Source organism: Kosakonia sp. YIM B13588, assembly GCF_042788165.1.
Taxonomy (GTDB): domain Bacteria; phylum Pseudomonadota; class Gammaproteobacteria; order Enterobacterales; family Enterobacteriaceae; genus Kosakonia; species Kosakonia sacchari.
Genome location: NZ_JBHZPO010000001.1, coordinates 420,760 through 445,150 on the forward strand (window position 1 = coordinate 420,760; position 24,391 = coordinate 445,150).

The window sequence follows — 24,391 nt, forward strand, 5'->3', positions numbered from 1 at the left end:
ACCATGTCCATGCAATCACAAGACATTATTAAACGTTCAGCGACCAACGGTTTTACGCCGCCGCCGCAGGCACGGGATTTCCGTGCCGAAGTGGCAAAGCTGATTGATGTGTCCACCTGTATCGGCTGTAAAGGCTGTCAGGTGGCCTGTTCCGAGTGGAACGATATCCGCGATGAAGTGGGGTATTGCGCCGGGGTGTATGACAACCCGCTCGATTTAAGCGCCAAATCCTGGACGGTGATGCGCTTTAGCGAGACCACGCAAAACGGCAAACTGGAGTGGCTGATCCGCAAAGATGGCTGTATGCACTGCGCGGAGCCGGGCTGTCTGAAAGCCTGCCCGTCTGCGGGCGCGATCATTCAGTACGCCAACGGGATTGTCGATTTCCAGTCGGAGCACTGTATTGGCTGCGGCTACTGCATTGCCGGTTGCCCGTTCAACGTGCCGCGTCTGAACCCGGATGATAACCGCGTTTACAAATGCACGCTCTGCGTCGATCGCGTCAGCGTCGGTCAGGAGCCTGCCTGCGTGAAAACCTGTCCGACCGGGGCGATCCATTTCGGTACTAAAGCCGAGATGCTGCAGCTTGGCGAGCAGCGCGTGGCGCAGTTGCAAAAACGCGGTTACGCCAGTGCGGGGGTATACAACCCGCAGGGCGTGGGCGGTACGCATGTGATGTATGTGCTGCATCATGCTGACCAGCCGGGGCTGTATCACAACCTGCCTGCGGAACCGAAAATCGATGTACCGGTTACTCTGTGGAAGGGCATTCTCAAGCCGCTCTCCGCCGCCGGGTTTATCGCCACCTTTGCCGGTCTGCTGTTCCACTATATCGGTGTAGGCCCGAACAAAGAGACGGATGACGATGAAGAGGAGCACGCCCATGAATAAAAGCAAAATGATCCTGCGCACCAAATTTATCGACCGGGCGTGCCACTGGACGGTAGTGATCTGCTTCTTTCTGGTGGCGTTATCCGGTATCGCGCTCTTTTTCCCGACGCTGCACTGGCTGACGCAAACCTTCGGCACGCCGCAGATGGGGCGCATTCTGCACCCGTTCTTTGGCGTGCTGATCTTTCTGATCCTGATGTTTATGTTTGTGCGTTTTGTGCATCACAACATCCCGGATAAGAAAGATCTGCCGTGGCTGAAAAACATTGTCGAAGTGCTGAAAGGCAATGAGCACAAGGTTGCGGATGTCGGCAAATATAACGCCGGACAGAAAATGATGTTCTGGACCATCATGAGCATGATTTCGCTGCTGCTGGCGTCGGGCGTGGTGATCTGGCGCCCGTACTTTGCTCACTTTTTCCCTATCTGGCTGATTCGCTGGTGTTTGCTGGCGCATGCCACTTCCGCCATTATCCTGATGCTCGCCATCCTGGTGCACATGTATATGGCGTTCTGGGTGAAAGGGTCGATCAAAGGCATGATTGAAGGCAAAGTGAGCCGCCGCTGGGCGAAGAAGCACCATCCGCGCTGGTATCGCGAAGTCGAAGCCGCAGAAGAAAAACACCAGCAGTAACACAACTCGCCGCCCGGTATGCGCGTGCATCACCGGGCGGCCCGCCAATGGCTTTGCAGATTATCGACTATGATTGTTCTTCGTGACATCGTGGAGAGGTAATTGCATGGCGTCGAAATCGTTTTGTAAAAGTTGGGGAGCCGAATACCTCGCGAATGGTCGCGTGCGTTTTCGCTTATGGGCCACCGGGCAGCAGCAGGTTTCACTGCGTTTACCGGCTGGCGAACTGCCAATGCAACGCCTTGATGACGGCTGGTTTGAACTGACCGTCGATAATATCGCCGCAGGTACGGCGTACCAGTTTGTCCTGAGCAACGGTATGGCGGTTCCCGATCCCGCCTCGCGCGCGCAGGCCGCCGACGTTAACGGCCCTTCGCTGGTTGTCGACCCGGATCATTACGTCTGGCAACACCCGCAGTGGCAGGGTCGCCCATGGCAAGAATCCGTGGTCTATGAACTGCATATCGGGACATTTACCCCGCAGGGCACTTTTCGCGCGGCAATGGAAAAACTGCCGTACCTCGCGCAACTCGGCATCACCATGATAGAAGTGATGCCCGTCTCCCACTTTGGCGGCAATCGCGGCTGGGGCTATGACGGCGTGCTGCTCTATGCGCCGCACTCGGCGTATGGCACGCCGGATGATTTTAAAGCCTTTATCGACGCCGCTCACGGCTACGGCCTTTCAGTGGTGCTGGATATTGTGCTCAACCACTTTGGCCCGGAAGGTAACTACTTACCCGCGCTGTCGCCGGATTTTTTCCACGCCGAACGCCAGACGCCGTGGGGGCCGGGCATCGCGTATGACGTTGACGCGGTGCGGCGTTACATCGTTGAAGCACCGCTCTACTGGCTCAACGAATACAACCTGGACGGGCTGCGATTTGATGCCATCGATCAGATTGAAGACAGCGCCGAACCGCCGGTGCTGGTGGAGATTGCCCGCCGTATTCGCGAGGAGATTACTGACAGGCCGGTGCATCTGACCACCGAAGATTGCCGCAACATTATTGCGCTGCATCCGCGCGATCCGGATGGGCGGGCGCCGCTGTTTACCGCCGAGTGGAACGACGATCTGCACAATGCCGCGCATGTGTTTGCCACCGGTGAAACCCATGCCTATTACCAGGATTTTGCGGATAAGCCCGAAGTGTGGCTGGCGCGGGCGTTAACTGAAGGGTTCGCTTTTCAGGGGGAAATTGCCCCGTCAACCGGTGAATCGCGCGGGGTGGACAGCCGTAACCAGCCGCCGGTGGCGTTTGTCGATTTTATCCAGAACCACGATCAGACCGGCAACCGCGCGCAGGGCGAGCGGCTCATCACGCTGGCGGGCGAGGAGAGAACGCGCGTGCTGCTGGGCGCGCTGCTGTTTTCCCCGCATATTCCGCTGCTGTTTATGGGCGAAGAGTATGGCGAAACCAATCCTTTCCTGTTCTTTACCGATTTTCACGGCGATCTGGCGCGCGCCGTGCGCGAAGGGCGGGCGCGGGAATTCCAGGGCCACGCCGGACATGAGGGGGAAACGGTTCCCGACCCAAACGCGCCTGAAACCTTTACCCGTTCACAACTGGACTGGGCAAAAACGCAGCAGGAAACAGGCCAGCGCTGGCTAACGCAAACCCGCGACTGGCTGACGCTGCGCCAGAAATATGTGGTGCCGCTGCTGACTCATGCGCAGCGGCAAAATGGGGAAGTGATCGCCACCGCGCCGGGGTTTGTCGCGGTCCGCTGGCGCTTCCCGCAAGGGACATTATCGCTGGCGCTCAATATTGGCGAGGCGACGCAACCGTTGCCGGATCTTCCCGGTAAAACGCTGGCTGCCTGGCCGCGCGGACAAGATGACTTGCCGCCGAATGCGTTCATTGTTCGTCTGGCTTTGGGAGAGGGAATGTGAATACGCCAACCGCGACTTACCGCTTGCAGTTTCGTAACGGAATGACGTTTGATCGCGCCGCGGCGCTGGTTCCGTATCTTAAACATCTGGGCATCAGCCATCTTTATGCCTCGCCCATTTTCACCGCCGCCAGCGGTTCTACCCACGGTTATGACGTGACCAACGCCAATGAGATAGACCCGACGCTTGGCGGGCGCGACGGGTTTGATCGGCTGGTGAACGCGTTAAAAAACGCCGGGCTGGGGCTGATTCTCGATATTGTGCCAAACCATATGGCCGCCTCACTGGAAAACGCCTGGTGGCGCGATGTGATAGCCAAAGGCGAAAAAAGCCCGTATGCCCACCATTTCGACATCGACTGGTCGCGGCGGCTGACGCTGCCGTTTCTCGGCGATGATTTTGACACTGTGCTTGCAAACGGCGAGCTGGCGATTAAAGCCGATCCGCTGACCGGTGAACCGGCGCTGGCCTATTACGACAACGTTTATCCGCTGGTGGCGGAAAGCTGGCAAGGGCGGGAGCAGGCACTTATCGGCGAGACCGATCACGCGCTAATCGCTGACATTCATGCGCAGCAGCCCTGGCGGTTGATGAGCTGGCGCGATGCGGCGAATGACCTTTCGTACCGGCGCTTTTTTGAAATCACCGGCCTGGTTGGCGTGCGCGTGGAAGATGAAGCGGTATTTGATGATGCGCACCGGCTGATCCTTGAACTGGTGCACAGCGGCGCGGTAGATGGTTTGCGAATCGATCACGTCGACGGGCTTGCCGATCCGCAGGGTTATCTGATGCGCTTACGCCAGAAGGTAGGGCCTGAGTGTTACCTCACGGTGGAGAAGATCCTCGGCAAAGGCGAGCATCTCCCGGCGGACTGGCCGGTTTCCGGCACCACCGGGTATGAATTTATCGCCGCGCTATCGGATGTGTTGGTCGATGACGCAAAGCTCAGTAACTTGCGCAAAGCCTATGACAGCGTTGCCGGGCGGCGCGTGAATATGCACGAGGAGCTGCGCGACGCCAAGCTGCTGATGGTCGATCGTAATTTTAACGGCGAATTCAGCGTGCTGGTGTCGCTGGCGCTCACTATTGGTCACGCGGAAATCCCGGTGCCGCAGGAGGACGCGGTGCGCCAGGCGCTGCGCGAACTGCTGATCGCCTTCCCGGTTTATCGCACCTATGGCACGGAAGATGGGCTACCGGCGGCTGACGCTGCGCTGCTGCACAAGGTGGTCGAGAGCGTTCAGCGCAGCCCGTATGCGCCGGACGCGGCCGCGCTCGATTTTGTACGCCGCATTTTAGTCGGCGATGTGGCGAAAAGCGCGCTCGGCGCGGCGGCACGTTTTCGCACGCGTTTTCAGCAGCTCACCGGGCCGCTGATGGCGAAGTCCGTCGAAGATACGCTCTTTTTCCGCCAGCATGTCGATCTGGCGCTTAACGAAGTCGGCGCGGAACCACTACCGCGCACCTTTTCGCTTGATCGTTTCCACGCGGAGATGCAAACCCGGCTTGAGCGCCAGCCGGATGCGCTTTCCGGCACCTCAACCCATGACACCAAACGCGGGGAAGACGCCCGGGCGCGGCTCTATACCCTGACGGAAGCGCCCGAGCGCTGGGCCGATTGCGTGGCGCGCTGGCGACAGATGAACCATAGCAAAGTACAACTGCTGGATGATGGACACGCGCCGCGACCGATGGTGGCGTGGATGATTTACCAGGCGCTGGCAGGTGTCTGGCCGGTCAACTTACAAGCCGATGACGTGGAAGGTTTGCGCGCGCTGGAAGAGCGCTTTGTGGCGTTTGTCGAAAAAGCGCTGCGCGAAGCGAAACAGCGCACCGACTGGATCGAAACTAACGATGCCTATGAACAGGCGGTGCTCGATTACGTGCGGCATTTGTTGTCACCGGATAAGCGCGAGTTTTTAACCGATTTTACCGCCTCGCTACAGCCGTTTATCCGCGCCGGGCTGGTCAATAGCCTGACGCAAACGGTGATCAAACTGACGGCACCCGGCGTGCCGGATATTTATCAGGGCAGCGAAGCGCTCAATTTCAGTCTGGTCGACCCGGATAACCGGCTGGAGCCGGATTACGCCGAGCTGGAGCGCTTGCTGGTAGACGAAGAGCAGGCCGATCCGCACTCCCAGGAGAGCTGGTCGAGCGGGCAATTAAAGCAGTTTTTCATCTACCGGCTGCTGCATTTACGCCAGCAGATGCCGTCGCTGTTCCGCCGGGGAGCCTATCTGCCGTTGACCGCTGCGGGCGAAGAGGCTGAGCACCTGATCGCCTATGCGCGCCTGGAAAACCAGGATGCGTTAATTGTGCTCGCCCCGCGTCTGCTGTTCGATGCCATCGACGGCAGTCTGGCGGGCGCCAATATTGCTTTACCGCCGGAACTGGCGAATCGGCGTTACCGGGACATACTCAGCTCAGAGGAGGTTTTTCTCACCGACAAAGTGAACCTGCGATCGATAGGCGGTTTCACCTTTGCGGTACTGGTCAGTGCGTGATCGAAGAAAAGGGTGCGGTTCATCAATCGTTATGTCTGGTGAGACTTTACAGGCGATCAAGGGGAAGCAATGTCTGACGGAAAACAGTTTTATATTACGGCGGGGCACGGCCAGCAACTCGGTGCGAATTACGACGGTGAGGGCGTTAACTTTGCCCTTTTTTCAGCGCATGCGCATCGTGTGGAGCTCTGTTTATACGCGCCCGATGGTAAGCAGGAGATCGCCCGGTTTGATCTGCCGGAAAACACGCACGAGATCTGGCACGGTTATGTGCCAGGCCTGCAACCTGGCGCGCTGTACGGCTACCGGGTGCATGGCCCGTTTGAGCCGGAAAACGGCCACCGGTTTAACCCGAATAAATTATTGATTGATCCTTATGCCCGCGAACTGGCCGGTGATATCGAGTGGAACGCGGCCCATTACGCTTACGATTTAGGCCATGAAGATAAAGACCTGACCTTTGATACCCAGGATAGCGCGCCGTTTACGCCCAAATGCCGGGTTATCGATCCCCACGCGTTCGACTGGCAGGACGGCGCACGACCGAATATTCCCTGGCCGCGCACGGTTTTCTACGAAACCCATGTCAAAGGTTTCACCCAGCTTAATCCGGCGCTGCCGCCGGAGCTGCGCGGCACGTTTGAAGGGATGGGCCATAAAGCCTCGGTGGAGTACATCAAAAGCCTCGGCATTACCTCTGTTGAACTGCTGCCGGTTCACTGGTTCCCGGACGACCAGCATTTGCTCGATAAGGGGCTGCGCAACTTCTGGGGCTATAACACGCTCGGTTTCTTCGCCCCGGCGTCGCGTTATTACGGGCCACGCGGTATTCAGGGTTTTCGCGATATGGTGCGGGCATTTCACGATGCCGGTATCGAAGTGATCCTCGATGTGGTTTATAACCACACGGCAGAAGGCAACGAACTGGGGCCAACCCTGTCGTTTAAAGGCATCGATAACTTCTCTTATTACCGCACATTGCCGGATCAACACCGTTACTACATTAATGACACCGGCACCGGCAACACGGTGAACACGTCACATCCGCGCGTATTGCAGATGGTGATGGATTCGCTGCGTTACTGGGCAGAATCGATGCATATCGACGGTTTTCGCTTCGATCTGGGCACCATTCTTGGGCGCGAGCCGGAAGGGTTTGACCAGCGCGGCGGCTTTTTCGATGCCATGACGCAGGATCCGCTGTTATCCCGGCTGAAACTGGTTGGCGAACCGTGGGACATCGGCCCCGGCGGTTATCAGGTGGGTGGATTCCCGCCAGGCTGGGCGGAGTGGAACGATAAATACCGCGACACGCTGCGTGAATACTGGAAGGGCGATAACGTCTCGACGGATTTTGCCGCCCGCTTGCTGGGCTCCGGCGATCTGTACGATCAGCGCGGGCGTCGCCCGTGGGCAAGCGTGAATTTTATTACTGCCCACGATGGTTTTACGCTGAACGACTTAGTGTCGTACAACGAAAAACATAATGAAGCCAACGGCGAAGACAATAACGATGGTCACAATGACAACCGCTCCTATAACTACGGCGCGGAAGGGGTGACCGACGACGAAGGCATCAACACCGTGCGCGAACGGCAAAAACGCAACTTCCTTGCGACGCTATTCTTCTCCCACGGTACGCCAATGCTGCTGGCCGGGGACGAGTTTGGCCGCACCCAGCAGGGCAACAATAATGGCTACTGCCAGGACAGCGAAATCTCGTGGATCGACTGGGACGCGCCGCACAGCGGCAACGGTGAAGCGCTGCGGGAATTTACCCGTCATGTCATTGCGCTCCGGGCTTCGCAGCCGATCCTGCGGCGAGAAAACTGGCGCGATGGTATGGAGATCCGCTGGTACAACGCCGGCGGCGGCGAGCAGTTGCCGGAACAGTGGGATGAAGGTACGACGCTCGGCGTTTATATCGGACGCCCGGATTTGCAGGAAGAAGAGGGGATCTGGCATGACGTGCTGATGCTGTTTAACCCGTTCGAAGGCACGGTGCCGTTTCGCATTCCGCAGTTCGGCGAAGGCGGCTGGGTGCTGGAGCTGACCACCGCCGATAGCGCGAAAAGCGGGATTGTTATCACCAAAGAGAAGGATTTCGAACTCGAAGGACGCAGTATCGTGCTGTTCCGTCGTCCGTAAGCAGAATGCGCCAGGCGACATGCTTGCCTGGCGCATTCTGCTTTATGCGCGGATCAGTAACTTACCCCGCAGTAACAGCGCGAAGGTTTTCACCATCAATAGCGCGATCACCAGGTTAGCCGCGATAAACAGCGGGAATGACATCCAGTACAGTGCGCCACCCGGCGTACCGTGCCCCAGACGAATCGAGGTGGTCGCCAGCGACGCCACGCCGAATGAAAAACTCCAGAACGACGGGTTGAACGGCTGCGAACTGTACCAGGGGATCAGCCTTATCATGAACAGCATCTGTAACAAGCCATAGCCGAATAACAGTTTGGCGAACACATCGGCCTGCCCGCCGTTGACACTCAGCCAGGCGCTACAGGCCACGAATGCAGGTGCCATCTGAATGCCAAGCGATGTGCGCACGGCGGGCGACATTTCATCAAGATTACGCATCCGGCTCAGGATCGCAGGCTCAAGGCTCAGCCAGGAGAAGATCCCGGCACCGAGAAACAACATCCCGACATCGTTAAAACCGAACGCGCCGCAGGCCATCGCGCTGATAAAGTTGTTGGCAACCGTGGGCAGATAAAGCCCCGGCGTCGTCGCTTCTTTCGGGTGTTGGCCGCGCCATAACCCGGCGGTTTGCCAGGCTGAGTAGGTGAGCTGAATAACAACAGCAACAAGAAAAAACCCCAGCGCCAGCGTGTGGAACCACGGCGCAAGGCCAATGGCGACCAGCATCGAGGTTGCCGGTGCCAGGCTGACAAAACTGCTTTTCAGCGGATGGGTGATCTCTTCGAGCACGCTTGCGCCGTGGCGAAACATTCGGCTAATAAATGCCAGCATCAATAGCGCCCAGATGACCATCGCCAGAATGATTAAGCCATCTGCAGGCAGTAGCGTGACCGGCCAGATAGTGGCGGCGAAACGCCAGGAAAAGCCCAGCCCGATAATGCCAAGCACGATGCCAAAGTAGCCCGCTGGCAGGTTGAGGTGTGAATCTTTCATCACCAGACTCCTGAAATGTGTAAACCCTGAAGTAAGACGCGCGCCATTATATATGACATTTCATATGCACGTTTCACTTTTTATTCAGCTTAATATGTTGATTAAATAACCGATTAATTAATGGCATTGAATTATTTTTGGCTTGGTCTACCGTTAAAGAGTAAATAATCGACTGTGCTTTTCTGTTATTTACAGCCATCTCAAAACAATCCGGAGAATGCCTGATGAACAAAAAAAGTTTAGTGATTATTAGCGCGTTAACATTACTGGCGAGTAATGCCTGGGCCGCCAAATTAATGGAAAAAGCAGAATTTGATAAAGTTTCCTCGCAATATGAAAAGGTTGGCGAAATTGCTACATCCGATGAGATGTCACCCATGGATGCCCGCCATGCGCTGAGCAAGCTGGCGGATGAAAAGGGTGGTGATGTGTATGTCGTAACCTCCGATCAGACAAGGAAAAAAATTCACGCAACGGCCGATGTTTACAAGAAAAAATAGCAGAATAAAGCCTTCCCTCGTGGGAGGCTTTTATTTGCGAAATAATCTGATCTGAATATATCGAATATCGTAATAGATAGCTTTTAAATTAAATATTCTTTTTAACTAAATATAGTGGTGCGCAGCGTGAATACACCTGCGCACCTATTTTCGTTTTTCTACCGCAGTAATAGAGGAGTTTATATGGGCGTCATCTCAAGAATGACGATGCGCGTCTTTGCCATCGTTTTATTTATCTTTGCCAGCGCTGGCGTGTTTGCAGGTCAGTTAATCCTTAAAAACACCTCATCATCACCGATAACCTGTACGGTTGACGGCTGGACCCGCGCGTCTGGCGGCAGCTTTGACTGGTTTATTAAGGTTGAACCGGGGCAGAGTTTTTATGTCGGGCAAAATACCAGCCGGCCAAATCCGCCGATCATTAACTGGGCGAATTGTAATAACCTGCAAACCCGCGCCATGACGCTGACGCCGAAAGGGCCGAACCAGACGCTGGTGCTCAATGGTCGGCAAACGCGTGTGCTTAATGTCTCGCTCTATTCGTACCTGCCGACATTGCCGACGGATAATTTTGAAAGCCTGGTCGCTTATGTGGTGAAAAGCTGGCAGGCACAGCACCCGGACGTGTTGCTCAATGCCGTGCTGAGCCAGGAGGTCAAGATTTATGACTTTACGAAGCTGCGTACCATTCTGGGAAATGACGGTTTTGATGTTGTCGAACTGGATGTGCTGTATCTGGGCTTTCTGGCGGATAACCAGCTTATCAACCCCGCGCAAATCAGCGGAGATGCGCCGTGGCCGGTGGCACTCGCCGGATCGACCTATAAAGGCCAGTTGTGGGGTATTCCAAGCTGGCTGTGCATGAATTTTATCTATGCGTTTGACAAGGCGATTACCAGGCAAAATACGCTGGATAATTTACTGAGCTATATGAACTCGCTGCCCTCTGCGGTTCCCGCGCTGGCGGGGAGTTTTAATGGTCACTGGGCGGTGCCTTCCAACTACATCAATGCGTATGTGCAACGTTACGGCCTGAATGCAATGCCGAAGGCCATGCAAATGCCGCCGGATAACGCCGTGATTTCGCAACTGGTGGCCTTATCGGACACTTGCCAGAAAAACGGTATCAATCAATGTACCAATGGCTATTTTTACAACGGGACGGGCGTTACGCCTGAGCAGGCATTTGCCACCGGACAATCCAGCACCGAGATGGGATTTTCTGAACAGTCGTTCTACGTGAACCTTTATCGCCCGTCGCAAAGCGCTCCGTTGTATGTCATTCCGGTACCGTGGGGGCAAAACGCCCAACCGCTGCTGTTCCAGGATAGTTTCGTTTCCAGCGCGGCCACCTGCAAGCCGGGCAGTCAGTGCAGCCGCGACGCGCAGGCATTCACCACCATGATGACCGGCGTGGCTATGAAAAATTATATTGTGCAGTCGCAGGATCTTCCTGCCGGCACGCCGTGGCGCACGCTGCTGGTGGCCACCCAACCTTTCTGGCAGCAGTCGCAGATTGTTAATAACGCCTATTACCAGCAACTGCGCCCGATATTTGATACGGCCGCACCGTTCCCGAACAACTTCACCGAATCCGTTCAAACGACGATGGATACCCAGATTTGCGCCGCGCTGAAAGCACAGCGCCCGCAATTTGACTGTGGCGACAGCGCGAAAACTTTGCTCGCGACCGGCCACGCGAAGACGCAGCCGCGTCCAACTTCAGGCGAAAGCAGGAGCAAACTATGAGTGTCGGCCCGGTTTCAGGAAATGGCATCGCGATAACGTTGCCGCCAGGAAAAACGGTCTTCTGGACGGCAAATGTGCAGGCATCCTGGGCGCAATACGTTCAGGTAAGGGATTTCTCGAATAACCCGGTCTTTCAGGCCAATGGCGCGTCGACAGGCGGGCATTCACCGACGCAGATCGGCCAGGGAACGTTTGTGGCGTCCGGCACGGGTGCGTATACCGTCTACCTTGGCTACAACAATGGGCAATCCTGGTCGCAAGTGATGTGGGAGGAGATGACGCTCAATATCGGTAGCCAGATCTATTTCAGCAGCTTCAATTTTATTGCCGAAGATGGTGCCGACCAGGACTTTAACGACACCTGCCTGACATTAACCTGGTTTAACAGCATTGGCTGAGGAGAAAAACATGTCGCCAGGACCTGTTAGTGGCAATGGCATTGCTATCGTTATTCCGCCGGGTAAAGTCGTGTTTTGGTCGGTGCTGGTACAAAGCTCGGCAAACCAGTTTATTCAGTTGAAAGACAGCCTTTCTAATGTGGTGTTTACCGTGCAGGGCGCCAGCTCCAGTGGCGGGACGCCAACGCAAATTGGCAGCGGTTTTTTTCAGGCGGATAACGTGGGGAATTATACTGTCTGGATCGGCACCAACGGCGGGCAGCGTTATTCAAACGTTCTCTGGACGCAGGATATTATTACCCGCGGCGCGTCGGTCTTTTTCGGCAAATATATCTTCGCCAGCGAGGATTCAACCGACAAAGATTACAATGACTCATTTTTCCAGCTGCAATGGTTTGAAAACGTAGGCTAAGGCGTTTTCCTCTTAGCAGGAGTGCTTCGGCGCTCCTGTCTCTCGCCGAAACGGCTCATTCCCCTGATATGCCTTGATTTCCCTTGTTGGTTTGGCAAAATCATTTATCCATTCGGTGAATGCTTTCTCTCGCAATCTGTCTGTTTTGCGGGCGGTAGCGTGCCTGCGTATATATATTTAAAGGGAAATAACGATGTTATTCGTAGACAGGGGGCGTGTCGCCATTCCATCCGTGTTACTGCCTGATGGTGCGGCAGAGGCGGAAAAAGAGAAAGCGGTAAATTTTTATAACGGGAAGTATCGCTCTCAACGTTGGTTCGATTTCAAAGTCTATAAATCAAATGATGTGAAAGATGCTCTATATGCGCTTTTTCATGGGAAATGTGCCTGGTGTGAGTCGCGGCTCGGTTCAATAACACCCGGTGATGTATGTCAGTATCGTCCGAAAGGTAGCGTTGCTGAAAGCCCTGCTCACCCTGGTTATTGGTGGCTGGCAAGCGAATGGGAAAATTTGTTATTAAGTTGCCCGGATTGTAACCGCACCCGTAGACACGAAGGCGTTGCGAGCGGGAAAGCTAACCGTTTTCCGCTGGAAGATGAAACAAAACGAGCGTTCGATATAGGTGAAGAAGTACGGGAAAAACCATTATTGCTCAACCCTACCATTGATAACCCTGCTGACCATCTGGCGTACGATTGGGAAGGGCAAGTGTTCAGTGATACGCTGCGTGGAAAGATGACGATAACCACCCTTGGTCTTAACCGGTCCTCACTGATTGTGGCGCGCAAAAGAGCAATGACTGAATTAGGTTATACCTTGGATATGGTTCGTGCTTACGCTGAAAACGAGGAGGCATTTGAGAACTTACTCACTTCCGGGCTTCACCAACTCGCCCAGCTAACCGCTGATGATGCCGAATATGCTGCCATGAAGCGCCAACTGCTGGTGCCCGAGCTCAGAAAACTCGCCCAGAAAACCGGGTATCGTTTTGAATGGCTGGACTCCATTCATGTGGTAACAAAAAAAGATATTCTTAAGAAAAAAGAAGAGCTAAAAGCGTTTGAGGTGGAACAGTCAGATTTCTCCTTAACAAGTAGTCGCGGTATTGCTATTTCACGTTCTCGGCAACGACGAATTGAACAGGTAACGATTGAAAACTTTAAAGGCATTCGTCAGCTGACTTTCACCGTTGCCAGCAACTGGCAAATGTTATTAGGTGAAAACGGAACCGGCAAAAGCTCGGTATTGCAGGCAGTGGCATTATGCCTGGGTGGCGCAGATAATTTTTTAAAATTGCTTAATGCAAAGCATATAAATCCAGTAGATTTAATTAGAGATAAATGTAAAAAAGCCACCATTAAAATTAAAGTGAGTGGTTTCATCGAATCACATATTCTTACCATTTCTCACCGTGAAGCTGTCTTTATACGGACTAAAAATAAAACGGCGACGGTAAATTACGCTGAGCCCAAGGCGACGGTTTCTGGCGAGAAAGAAGCAAAAGATGTGCAATTTGTCTTATTGGGATATGGCGCAACGAGACTCTTACCAAGAGATTCAGAACCGACTAATCATAACGTTCTTAGTTATGTTCGTCTGGACAACTTATACAGTCCTTTTTCTCCCCTCATTTCAGCACAGGCTTGGCTTGTAGAGCAGTCGACGAGAATTTTCGATCTCAGTGCCAGAGTACTAAAAGATCTGTTGGCTTTAGATAACGACACACTTTTCTTTAAACAAAAAGGGAAGGTCATGGTGACGTTAAACGGGCAGCGCACGCCTCTTTCAGCCCTCAGCGATGGTTTTAAAAGTGTGATTGCGCTCTGCATTGATATTCTGGCGGTAGCAATACAACTCTGGGGAAACCCGAGCAATGCAGAAGGCATAGTTTTGCTCGATGAACTTGATTGCCACCTGCATCCAACGTGGAAAATGCGCATTGTGAGCGCGTTAAAACGGGCATTCCCGGAAATGCAATTTATTTGCACCACCCATGATCCGCTCTGTTTGCGTGGCCTTGGAGCGGGAGAGGTGTGTGTGATGCAGCGTGATGGTGAAAGTATCAACTTGCTGAGCGATTTGCCAAACCCGGCGGATTTCCGTGTGGAACAGTTATTAACCTCTGCATTTTTTGGCCTGAACAGTACGCAGGATCCGGAAAATGAGGCGATCTTCGATGAATACTATGCGTTGCTCGCTTTACCTGAAAAGGATCGAGAACAATCTGGGCGGCTTGAGCAATTAAAGATTGAGTTGAAGGATCGACGCTATATTGGCGAGACGCCGCGCGAACAGCTGATGTTTGAAGCAATCGATCATATTATTGCCGACAATAAACAGAAAGGCTTTTTGCAAATCCATGACATGAAACAGGAAACTATTAATACAGTCAGCAACCTCTGGCAAGATGCTTTAAATAAAAGGTTGCTAAAGAAATGATTAAAATAAATCGTAGCCAGGCAACGCCAAATATTCCGGTTTACGTGAGAGCGATGACTCGTGGTAGAAGCATTGGGCTTACTCAAGCGGTGCGGGAATATAATGAATCGATTGATTTTCACACTAATGTATCTCACTACCTCAATGAAGAGAAAATAACTGACAGTAAATTTAAGTTTAATGTTTATAAAGACAAAGAACTGGTTGCTGAACTGGGAAAAATATTTGGTAATAAGTGTGCCTATTGTGAAAGCTGCTTTGGTGCCGTCACACCAAAAGATATCGAACACTTCAGGCCGAAAAGTGAAATAAAAACTCATGGCGAAGCAATACTTCGTCCAGGCTATTACTGGCTCGCAGTTGAGTGGCTCAATTTACTGGTGTCGTGCCCGGATTGTAACCGCCGACGAGAACATGAGGTTCCCGGTCAACCAGCAATGGTAAACCTTGGGAAGGATATACAGTTTCCGATAGCTGATGAAAATGCGCGTTTGCGTGTCCATAGTTGCAGTGCCGTTCAAATTGCTAACGAAGAAGCGCAACGCCTGCTGATCAACCCATGCATCGAAGATCCGGAAGACTATTTTATTTATGATGATGAAGGGCTGATTCACCCCAGAAACGCCAATGACATGAAAGCAATATGTTCAATACATGTCTATGCCTTGCAGCGTAAGGCACTGGTTGAAGCGAGAAAAGCGACGCTGGTACGGTTACAGCGTCTGTTTTTTCATCTTTGCTTGCCGGTTAAGGAGTTAACGCAAATACCTCTCAGACATGTCAATAAACGGGTAATCAAACAAAATCAAATTACCGAGTTAATGAACGATGTTTTGGATATGTTTGAGCCGGAAAAACCTTACCTGGGTTTACTTCGGGACTATATTCGTCGACATGTTGCGTCAGGGACTTATCGGGAATATCGAACAGCCGGTATTCGTGTTGAGGATCTTCTGAGGTTACCTGTATCTCGCTCGCTTCCGGTGCCACGACTTAACCTGAGTACTTTCAGAAACATGACGTCAAGGATCCCCGTCGGGCTGCGGCTGAGATAAATTTATCATTATTTTTCAAGTGGTTGGTTAATTATTGCACTGTGGTGGCATTTATTTGCATTTCCCTGGCAATATTTTTACCGCTCATCCGTCTACTTCATCACAAGCAATTATTCACTAACCTGATGGAGTAGATTAAAGATGAGAGATTTTGATATGCATGGGCACAGACACGGTCACGGCTTTGGTCGGCACCGTATGATGAAACCGTTGATCATTGGCGTGGTGGTATTCATCGCGTTAGGGCTGCTGGTGATGTCGTTGTGGAACGCGCTGTTACCGGCCATTCTTGGCATGAAAAGCATTGGTTTCTGGCAAGCGCTGGGGCTTTTAGTGCTGAGCCGCATTCTGTTTGGCGGGCTGGGATTCCATGGGGGAATGTTTGGCATGGCACGTCGGCGTATGCACGAACGCTGGATGCAAATGACGCCGGAGCAGCGTGAAGCCTTTATCCAGCAGCGCCGCGAAGGTTTTGGTCGCCGCGATCGCTGCGGCTGGCGTGGACGTTGGGATGAAAGGGCGGATGATCGCTATCAGCCTGATGAGAGCAGCACAAAAAAACCGGACGCTGAGTGAGCACGGTGAAAACCATGGACGGCGAGTCTTTGCTGGTCAACGCGCTGAATGCCTGTCGCTCACGCCTGAAAGCGTTTATTCGTGGGCGTACGGCAGTGCGCGATGACGCCGACGACATTTTGCAGGAAGTAACTTACCAACTGATGAATGTGGAACAACCGGTGGAGAATGTTGCAGCCTGGTTGTTTCGCGCCGCGCGTAATGAAATGACCGACAGGGCGCGTAAAAAACGCGAGCTGCCATTGTCCGGTTTTTTCAGCAGTGGTGACGATGAGAGCGATTTTGCGGAAGATGAACTGGCGGAAACGCTGTTTGGCGTGCCGCAAACGCCGGAAGAGGAGTATCTGCGAGAACTGTTATGGCAAGAGCTGGAAAGCGCGCTGGCGGAACTTCCACCCGCCCAGCGCGAGGTGTTCGAAAAGACCGAGCTTGAAGGCTTGAGTTATAAGGCGCTGGTGGAGGAGACGGGCGTCAGCATGCAGGCGCTGTTGTCCCGTAAGCACAAGGCGGTGCTCTATCTGCGCAGCAGGCTGCGCAATGTTTATGATGCGCTGACTGAAATATAACCAATGCTTAAGGTTATAAACCTGCGTCGAATTATAATCACACGTCTTTTTCTACAATTGAAAAGAGCTCTTTTAAAGGGATGGTTGCTAAGTAGTTATAATAAATGTCAATCGCATGTTTTTGGTCGTGACTATTTCTTATTTTTTCGTGGTATTCATCGCTACTAATTATTTCATCTGGGTTTTTGATGAGATAAACATACTTAACTACGGAGTTTAAATCTTCGAGAAATTTAGTGATGGAGATTATCAATTGATTGAAATCATCTTTTTTATTGTTGCGTAAAGACCAGCGACTAAGTTTTCTTGTATTTACTTTAATGTTAAAAAGATCAGATTGTAAATCTGATATCTCATCCAGTAATGCTTCCGCATTTTCTATAACTTTCTCATAATGGATTTTTCCATTGTTTTCCTTACTGAGAGATAGATCAAACCTGGAGGCAATAGTGTGTGTTTTGAAATAAGCCTTATTAACTTTTTTATATAGGCTATCAAGATTATCCATCAACATAGATGTTCGATTGAACCCTTCTGCATGGATTTTATCGTTAAAAAAACTCTTTGCATTTTTAGCAACAACAAACGTAAAGAATGCAATGACGATATTAGCAAGCAGGCTTAACCAATCCGGCCATGAGCCAAAGTCCGGGCTTGAATAGTTATAAACCAAAGCAAGCAGTTTAAACCCCAGAATTACGAATATCAGCAACGGTGCAGCGCAAAGCGTATAAAAAAGAATATTATCCAGATGCGCTAATTTTGATTTCACAGATCCATTCCTTTTTTATTAATTATCACGACCAGGACATGCGCCATTACGCATGTCCTGGTTGATGCCTGCTTAATCGCCCCAGCGGCTCTTCAAATAATTCACCGCTTGCTGAGTTTGCGGCTGTTCCAGATAACTTTCACGGAACAAAATCGTGCCGTTAATTTGCGGCAGCGATTCGTTTAAATCGAGCTGTTTTTTCAGCTCAGGCACGCCGCCGTTGACTGTCCAGTCGGGCTCATTCTTCGAATATTCCCCCACCTTATACAGCGCCACGCCGATGTAGAGACGTGTTTTTGTCGGTTTCACGACATCCGCCCACCATTTTGCCAGCACATCGTAACGTGCCGCATCGCGGGCGAAGGGCCAGTAAATTTGCGGGGCAATGTAATCCAGTAATCCTTGTTGCACCCAGCGGCGCGTGTCGGCAAATGATTCGTCATACGCCGCTGCGCCGCGCGTGTCCGAACCAGCTGCGTCAAATGAGCGGTTACGCCAGACTCCCGCCGGGCTGACACCGAATTCGACATTGGGATTGAGTTGGCGAATGGTGCGTGAAACCTGCTCAATCAACTGCTGCGTATTGTTGCGCCGCCAGTCCGCTTTTGAACTGAACGCCTGGCCATATTGCCGGTAAGTCTGGCTGTCATTCAACGCAGAACCCGGGGTTTCAGAGTAGAAATAGTCGTCAAACTGCACGCCATCGACCGGATAGCGAGCCACCACCTCTGCAACGATGCTGGTTATCCAGTCGCGCACTTCCGGAATGCCGGGATCGAGCACAAAACGGTCGCCCGCCGTGCGGATCCAGTCACGATGCAGCACAAAAATGCTGGCCGGATGCAGGGATAATGTGCGGTTAAGCTCTGCGGTGGTCGACGGTTTGGTATTGACTGAAACGCGGTAGGGGTTAAACCACGCGTGCACTTTCATGCCGCGCTTGTGGGCTTCATCGAGAATAAACTGCAGCGGATCGTAACCCGGATCCTGCCCAATTGTGCCGGTCAGCATATCTGACCAGGGTAAAATCTTCGACGGCCACAGCGCGGTGCCGTCGGGTTTGACCTGGAAAAAGACGGTATTGATGCCGAGGCTTTTTAGCTTATCCAGTTTGTTTCTCAGCGCCTCTTGCTGCTGGCTAACGCGCAACGGGGCGCTCATATTCACCGAATTTACCGGCGGCCAGTCGAGACGCGACACGGTCGCCAGCCAGATACCTCGCACGGGTTGTGTATTTTTTGCAGGCGTCGTTGCGAGTGGGTGTTTTGCCACTGGCGGCAACGGCGTGACGAGAGATTTCGGCGCTTTAGAGGCGCAACTGGCGAGTAAAAGCGCAGTGGCAATAAGCACGCCTGACTTTTTTAGTGACATCTGAAAATTAGCTCTTAGGCGTTCGACCGCTGGTCCACGGGTTAAACGCAGGTTCGTCTGATTTGGCCGGGGCGCGCTCTTCCAGCGATTCGAGATACAGCGCCTCAACTTCCGCGCGCGCCCAGGGCGTGCGTCGCAAAAATTTCAAACTGGATTTAACGCTTGGATCGTTTTTAAAGCAATTGATATTGATGCGTTTGCCGAGTTCTGGCCAACCGTAGCGGGCGACCAGCGCGTTAACCTGCATTTCAAGCGTCACGCCATGCAAAGGATCTTTTGAAATATGAGCGGCCATGTGAAGTCCGGTTTTCGGGAAAAGTTTTGCGGAAGGTTACAAGAAAGCCCGCTGAGCGTCACGGGCTTTGCACCGCTAAACGTTAGCGTCCGGACAGGTAAGGGCGACTTTCTGCGGAAAATGGCTATTTCGCTCATCGTTGCAAGTCACACATTTAGCGTGTCGCTATCACGGATAAAGAGAGGAAGCGGCGGGCGATTGGTCATGAGTTGAGTGCTGGCAGAAGCGCGGCCAGCACTCAACTGTGCCCGTGAATGGGGCGCATTAACCGCCGTTATTCTAACAGGTTACGGTGTAACGTTTTGACTGCGCTGTCAGCGAATTCCGCAGGGAGCAGGAAGCAAAGATTATGGCTGGAGGCACCGTGGCAAATCATCCGCACGGAATGATTTTCCAGTTCGGCGAACACTTCTTTGCACACCGCCGGTGCCTGTGAGAGCGTATTACCAATAAGCGAAACTAACGCCAGCCCGGTCTCGATTTCGACATGGCAGTGCGACGACAGTTCGGTAAGCAGCGCGGTAGTCAGCGTGTCCGCTTCGCCGGACGTCGAGGCGGTGGAGTTGAGGATAAGCGCAATGCTGGCTTCTGAGGTGGTCACCAGATCCATCGCCACATCATGACGCGACAAAATGTTGAACATCTCGGCTAAAAAGCGGTGAGCGGGTTGCGCATTGACGCTGGATAATTTCAATAGCGTTTGCTGGCGACGCACGGCCAGCGCACGGTAACGCGGCGGTTCGTGCGTGTCGCGGCACACCAGCGTTCCGCCCGCGCGCGGCTGAGCGCTTGAACCGACAAAGACCGGAATATTTTTACGCATCGCCGGTAGCAGGGTTGCCGGATGCAAAACTTTCGCGCCAAAGGTCGCCATTTCACTGGCTTCCGAGAATGAGAGCGTATCAATGCGTTTCGCCTGGGGGACGATTCGGGGATCGGTAGTATAAATCCCGGCGACATCGGTCCAGATATCCACTCGCGCTGCCTGCAACGCTTCCGCCAGCAATGAGGCAGTGTAATCGCTACCGCCACGGCCAAGCGTGGTGGTTTGCCCCGCCGCGTCGCTACCAATAAAGCCTTGCGTGACAACCAGAGACTGCGCAATGCGCGGGCGCAAATGCTTTTCCACCCGTTCTGCAATCTCGCTTATAACGGGTACCGCGCAGCCGAACGTGTCGTTCGTGCGAATCACTTTGCGCGCGTCAAACCACTGCGTTTCCACGTCGCGTTCGCGCAGGACTTCCACAAACAGCAGCGAGGACATCAGCTCCCCGTGACTCACCAGTTCATCGCATAGCGCGTCTGAGCGGGAATCAACGGCCATGGCTGCAAGATGGCTGATATTATCGAGCAGGCGGTCGATCTCCTGGCCGATGGCTTCTGGCTGTTTCAGGCGTGAAATAATGTTGTATTGCAGGGTGCGCAGGGTGGCGATCTTATCTTGTCTAACGTGGCTTTCCAGACCGCCAGAGAGTTCAACTAACAGGTTGGTGACGCCTGCGGAGGCAGACAAAACAACCAGACGAACATCTTTATCAGCAAGGACAATGGTGGCACTGCGGCTCATCGCGTCAAAATCGGCGACACTGGTTCCGCCAAATTTGGCAACGATGGTGTGTGGATAAATGCGAGTCATAACAATCTCATATCAGGGCGCCATAATTTTAATGGCATGAAAATTTTCATTCTCGGCATAAGGGAAGAACGCTTCGCCTTACGAAATGTCCGCCCGCGAACATTTCTTTTTACAACCCAGGATTCTGCTCCCGTTGTCGATAACCTGTATTGCCTCTCACGAGTTACCGGGGGTGATGCGCATTAATGGTTAAATAGAGGCTTCCTTTTTTCGGCTCAGGGATTTTTATCGCGGGCATAGTAAGTGATTTAACTCGCTGAATCGATATTTTCCTCAGCATTTGCAATAAACCAATGGAAAATATCATGATTTATTCAGTGCTTGCTGGCGAAGTTTGGCTTAAATAACGTTCTAATAACATAAAAAGAGCATAAATATTAAAAATCGAGTCTTATCACCGCGTTGTTCGCAATGCCGCCTGGAATATTCTTGTAACAGAATTGGTTACAATTCATGCTGAGCAATCCCCGCGCATAAATAATTTTTGTCATTGATTTTTAAAGAAAATGACATAAACAGCCTGGCGAAATAAAAGATTGAGTCCGTTGCTGAAAACACATATATTAGCCGCGTTTTTTACAAGCCCCCTTAAACCCTTATTCAACCCGGTGTTAAACCAACCCAGGTTGTAGGAGAGATATGATGACGGATAAAGTCCGTATTGATTCTTTGAGTGCTAAATCATTCCCGCAAAGCAATGAGACCTTTTTAGCAAGACAGGCCGAATTTGAATCCAATGTCAGAAGCTATCCGCGCAAATTGCCGTTAGCGATTGCCAAAGCGCAGGGCGTCTGGATCACCGATGTTGAGAATAATCAATACCTTGACTGCCTTGCAGGCGCCGGTACTCTGGCGCTGGGCCATAATCATCCTGATGTGATTCAAAGCATCCAAAGTGTCATTACCAGTGGCTTACCGTTACATACGCTCGACCTGACCACGCCGTTAAAAGATGAGTTTTCAGAATATCTGCTCTCTTTGCTGCCGGGTCAGGGCAAAGAATATTGCCTGCAATTCACCGGGCCTTCCGGCGCGGACGCCGTGGAAGCGGCGCTGAAGCTGGCGAAAAAAGTGACCGGTCGTTCCGGTATTATCAGTTTCTCTGGCGGTTATCACGGCATGACGCACGGCGCGCTTTCCGTGACGGGCAACCTGTCGCCGAAAGAAGCGGTAAACGGCATGATGCCGGAAGTGCAGTTTATGCCTTACCCGCACCAGTATCGTTGCCCGCTGGGCCTCGGTGGCGAAGCCGGTGTGAAAGCGCTGACTTACTACTTCGAAAACCTGATCAACGACGTTGAAAGCGGCGTACGTAAACCGGCTGCCGTGATTCTGGAAGCGGTGCAGGGCGAAGGCGGCGTGAACCCGGCGCCAATCGAGTGGCTGCAGCGCATCCGTAAAGTGACCCAGGAACACGGCATTATGCTGATCCTGGACGAAGTGCAGGCTGGTTTCGCCCGTACTGGCAAACTGTTCGCCTTCGAACACGCTGGTATCGAGCCGGATATCATTGTGATGTCCAAAGCGGTCGGTGGCGGTTTGCCGCTGGCGGTACTGGGCATCAAAAAACAGTTCGACGCCTGGGCGCCGGGCCACCATACCGGTACCTTCCGTGGTAACCAGCTGGCGATGGCGACTGGCCTCACTACGCTGAAGATCCTCAAAGAAGATCGCATCGCCGATAAAGTGGCAGAGCAGGGTGAATGGCTGAAAGGCAAACTGGCTGAAATGCAAAAACGTTTCCCGGTAATGGGCCATGTCCGCGGTCTGGGCCTGATGATCGGTATTGAGATCGTTAAGCCGCACGAAGCGCAGGATCACATGGGTTGCTACCCGGCAGACGGCGAGCTTTCTGCACTGTTGCAGAAAAAATGCTTCGAATCAGGTCTGATCCTGGAGCGCGGCGGCCGTGGCGGTTGCGTACTGCGTCTGCTGCCTTCGCTGCTTATCAGCAACGCAGAGCTGGAAATTTTCCTCGATAAGTTTGAAAACGCGCTACTGAGCGCTGGCGTGAAGCCTGTTTAATCGGAGTAAGTGAGCGAATGTCTGATTTAAATCCGATTCTCTCGGGTTCCGCGCAGAGTATTGCTGCCTATCAGGAAGCGATTGAGCAGAGCACGCAAGCGGTTGTGCAGTGGCTCAAGCAACCTGAAATGTATCAGGGTAAAACTGTCGCGGAATTACGTGAGCGCATCAATTTAGAGTTCACTTCTCAGGGCCTGGGCAACCAGGCCGCTATTGAGCGCGCTGTTGAATATTTCCTTAAAGACAGCTTGTCCGTGCATCACCCGCAGTGTGTGGCGCATCTGCACTGCCCGAGCCTGGTGATTAGCCAGGCGGCGGAAGTGCTGATCAACGCCACGAACCAGAGCATGGATTCGTGGGATCAGAGCCCGTCGGCAACCATCATCGAGATGAAACTCATCGAATGGCTGCGCGCACAGGTTGGCTATCCGGCCGGTGACGCAGGTGTGTTCACCAGCGGCGGCACGCAGAGCAATCTGATGGGCTTGATGCTGGCGCGCGATGCGTTTTTTGCACGCCAGGGCCACTCCGTTCAGCAGCACGGTTTAACCGGTAATCTCAGCAAAATTAAAGTGTTATGTTCTGAAAATGCACACTTTTCGGTGCAGAAGAATATGGCGCTGATGGGGCTGGGTTACCAGTCCGTCACGCTGGTGAAAACGGATGCGTTCTCGCGCATGGATCTGAACGATCTGGCGCAGAAACTGGCCGAAGCGAAAGCCAACGGTGAGCAAGTGATGGCGATTGTTGCTACCGCCGGTACCACCGATGCGGGCGCGATTGATCCGTTAGCGGAAATCGCCGCGCTGGCCGCTGAACAGCAAATTTGGGTTCACGTTGATGCGGCCTGGGGCGGCGCGTTACTGCTCTCTGAGAAGTATCGCCATTTCCTCAATGGCCTTGAACTGGCTGATTCCGTGACGCTGGATTTCCATAAGCAATTCTTCCAGACCATCAGCTGTGGCGCGTTCCTGCTGAAAGATGCGCGCCATTATCAGTTGATGCGTTACCAGGCGGCTTACCTGAACTCTGACTTTGACGAAGAGCAGGGCGTGCCAAACCTGGTGTCGAAATCCTTGCAGACAACGCGCCGTTTCGATGCGCTGAAGTTGTGGATGGGTCTTGAAGCGCTGGGTAAAAAGCAGTACGCCGAAATTATTGATAACGGCGTCACGCTGGCGCAGCAGGTGGCGCAATTTGTTGGCGAACAGCCGCAGCTGGAACTGGTGATGCAGCCGCAACTGGCCAGCGTATTATTCCGTTTCCGCCCGGAAAAGGGTGATACGGCAAGCGTTGCGTTGCTGAACCAGCGTATCGGCGATGCGCTGTTGGCCTCCGGGAGTGCCAACGTTGGCGTAACGGAAGCGGACGGTGTGACCTGCCTGAAACTGACGTTGCTGAACCCGACTGTTTGCCTGGAGGACATCAAAGTTCTGCTGGCAAGTGTGGTTGCCTGTGGTCAGCAGTTACAGAACGCCTGATTCGCGTCGTAAATAAAAAAAGCCGACAGCAGCGATGTTGTCGGC

The 24,391-nt window shown here is 52.9% G+C and carries 20 protein-coding genes; 15 read left to right on the forward strand and 5 right to left on the reverse strand.

What is annotated here, in order from left to right:
• The first annotated feature begins 3 nt into the window (after positions 1 to 3).
• From fdxH to glgX, 5 genes are all read left to right on the forward strand, one after another.
• Entirely contained in the window at positions 4 to 891 is an 888-nt protein-coding gene (gene fdxH / locus ACFX4U_RS02025; protein WP_313506979.1) for a formate dehydrogenase subunit beta, read from the forward strand.
• Positions 884 to 1,525 carry a formate dehydrogenase-N subunit gamma gene (fdnI, locus tag ACFX4U_RS02030; RefSeq protein WP_313506977.1) on the forward strand — a complete coding sequence of 214 codons (642 nt, stop codon included), beginning with the start codon at positions 884 to 886 and terminating at the stop codon, positions 1,523 to 1,525. Before fdxH ends, fdnI begins: the two co-directional genes overlap by 8 nt.
• Before the next feature lie 106 nt (positions 1,526 to 1,631).
• A complete protein-coding gene (gene treZ / locus ACFX4U_RS02035; protein ID WP_313506976.1) occupies positions 1,632 to 3,419 on the forward strand; it encodes a malto-oligosyltrehalose trehalohydrolase in 1,788 nt (595 codons plus the stop codon).
• Entirely contained in the window at positions 3,416 to 5,926 is a 2,511-nt protein-coding gene (gene treY / locus ACFX4U_RS02040) for a malto-oligosyltrehalose synthase (RefSeq protein WP_313506975.1), read from the forward strand. Before treZ ends, treY begins: the two co-directional genes overlap by 4 nt.
• 69 nt (positions 5,927 to 5,995) lie before the next feature.
• Complete coding sequence (gene glgX, locus ACFX4U_RS02045; protein ID WP_305736120.1) at positions 5,996 to 8,074, forward strand: glycogen debranching protein GlgX; 2,079 nt, start codon at positions 5,996 to 5,998, stop codon at positions 8,072 to 8,074.
• A gap of 42 nt (positions 8,075 to 8,116) precedes the next feature.
• On the opposite strand, the gene tehA is transcribed toward glgX, so the two are convergent.
• Positions 8,117 to 9,070, reverse strand: a complete 954-nt coding sequence (gene tehA, locus ACFX4U_RS02050; RefSeq protein ID WP_313506974.1) for a dicarboxylate transporter/tellurite-resistance protein TehA — start codon at positions 9,068 to 9,070, stop codon at positions 8,117 to 8,119.
• Positions 9,071 to 9,294: 224 nt separating this feature from the next.
• Here tehA and yahO point away from each other — a divergent pair, with 224 nt between their 5' ends.
• From yahO to ACFX4U_RS02090, 8 genes are all read left to right on the forward strand, one after another.
• The gene (gene yahO, locus ACFX4U_RS02055; RefSeq protein WP_017456766.1) at positions 9,295 to 9,570 is read left to right on the forward strand and encodes a DUF1471 family periplasmic protein YahO; all 276 of its coding nucleotides are present in this window, start codon (positions 9,295 to 9,297) and stop codon (positions 9,568 to 9,570) included.
• A 183-nt stretch (positions 9,571 to 9,753) separates the two neighbouring features.
• The gene (locus ACFX4U_RS02060) at positions 9,754 to 11,319 is read left to right on the forward strand and encodes a hypothetical protein (RefSeq protein WP_313506973.1); all 1,566 of its coding nucleotides are present in this window, start codon (positions 9,754 to 9,756) and stop codon (positions 11,317 to 11,319) included.
• Entirely contained in the window at positions 11,316 to 11,717 is a 402-nt protein-coding gene (locus tag ACFX4U_RS02065) for a fucose-binding lectin II (RefSeq protein WP_313506972.1), read from the forward strand. Before ACFX4U_RS02060 ends, ACFX4U_RS02065 begins: the two co-directional genes overlap by 4 nt.
• Positions 11,718 to 11,727: 10 nt before the next feature.
• A complete protein-coding gene (locus ACFX4U_RS02070; protein ID WP_313506971.1) occupies positions 11,728 to 12,129 on the forward strand; it encodes a fucose-binding lectin II in 402 nt (133 codons plus the stop codon).
• Between the two features lie 193 nt (positions 12,130 to 12,322).
• The gene (locus ACFX4U_RS02075) at positions 12,323 to 14,569 is read left to right on the forward strand and encodes an AAA family ATPase (RefSeq protein ID WP_313506970.1); all 2,247 of its coding nucleotides are present in this window, start codon (positions 12,323 to 12,325) and stop codon (positions 14,567 to 14,569) included.
• Positions 14,566 to 15,624: a hypothetical protein gene (locus ACFX4U_RS02080; RefSeq protein ID WP_313506969.1), complete on the forward strand. Its 1,059-nt coding sequence runs from the start codon at positions 14,566 to 14,568 to the stop codon at positions 15,622 to 15,624. The genes ACFX4U_RS02075 and ACFX4U_RS02080 overlap by 4 nt, the downstream gene beginning before the upstream one ends.
• 141 nt (positions 15,625 to 15,765) lie before the next feature.
• Positions 15,766 to 16,200, forward strand: a complete 435-nt coding sequence (locus ACFX4U_RS02085) for a hypothetical protein (RefSeq protein ID WP_313506968.1) — start codon at positions 15,766 to 15,768, stop codon at positions 16,198 to 16,200.
• Positions 16,201 to 16,214: 14 nt separating this feature from the next.
• The gene (locus ACFX4U_RS02090) at positions 16,215 to 16,766 is read left to right on the forward strand and encodes a sigma-70 family RNA polymerase sigma factor (protein WP_313507145.1); all 552 of its coding nucleotides are present in this window, start codon (positions 16,215 to 16,217) and stop codon (positions 16,764 to 16,766) included.
• A 37-nt stretch (positions 16,767 to 16,803) separates the two neighbouring features.
• Here the strand turns inward: ACFX4U_RS02090 and ACFX4U_RS02095 are convergent, their stop codons facing one another.
• The 4 genes from ACFX4U_RS02095 to lysC all read right to left on the reverse strand — a co-directional run bounded on the left by ACFX4U_RS02095 (position 16,804) and on the right by lysC (position 20,840).
• Complete coding sequence (locus ACFX4U_RS02095; RefSeq protein ID WP_313506967.1) at positions 16,804 to 17,538, reverse strand: hypothetical protein; 735 nt, start codon at positions 17,536 to 17,538, stop codon at positions 16,804 to 16,806.
• A 72-nt stretch (positions 17,539 to 17,610) separates the two neighbouring features.
• Positions 17,611 to 18,909, reverse strand: a complete 1,299-nt coding sequence (locus tag ACFX4U_RS02100; RefSeq protein ID WP_305736103.1) for a glycoside hydrolase family 10 protein — start codon at positions 18,907 to 18,909, stop codon at positions 17,611 to 17,613.
• 7 nt (positions 18,910 to 18,916) lie between these two features.
• Positions 18,917 to 19,204: a VF530 family DNA-binding protein gene (locus ACFX4U_RS02105; RefSeq protein WP_249881912.1), complete on the reverse strand. Its 288-nt coding sequence runs from the start codon at positions 19,202 to 19,204 to the stop codon at positions 18,917 to 18,919.
• A 274-nt stretch (positions 19,205 to 19,478) separates the two neighbouring features.
• Entirely contained in the window at positions 19,479 to 20,840 is a 1,362-nt protein-coding gene (gene lysC / locus ACFX4U_RS02110; RefSeq protein ID WP_349350573.1) for a lysine-sensitive aspartokinase 3, read from the reverse strand.
• A gap of 639 nt (positions 20,841 to 21,479) precedes the next feature.
• On the opposite strand from lysC, the gene ACFX4U_RS02115 reads away from it, so the two are divergent.
• Together ACFX4U_RS02115 and ACFX4U_RS02120 are read left to right on the forward strand one after the other, a co-directional pair.
• Positions 21,480 to 22,865 carry a diaminobutyrate--2-oxoglutarate transaminase gene (locus ACFX4U_RS02115; RefSeq protein ID WP_313506962.1) on the forward strand — a complete coding sequence of 462 codons (1,386 nt, stop codon included), beginning with the start codon at positions 21,480 to 21,482 and terminating at the stop codon, positions 22,863 to 22,865.
• A 17-nt stretch (positions 22,866 to 22,882) separates the two neighbouring features.
• Complete coding sequence (locus ACFX4U_RS02120) at positions 22,883 to 24,346, forward strand: aspartate aminotransferase family protein (RefSeq protein ID WP_313506960.1); 1,464 nt, start codon at positions 22,883 to 22,885, stop codon at positions 24,344 to 24,346.
• The last annotated feature ends 45 nt before the right edge of the window (positions 24,347 to 24,391 follow it).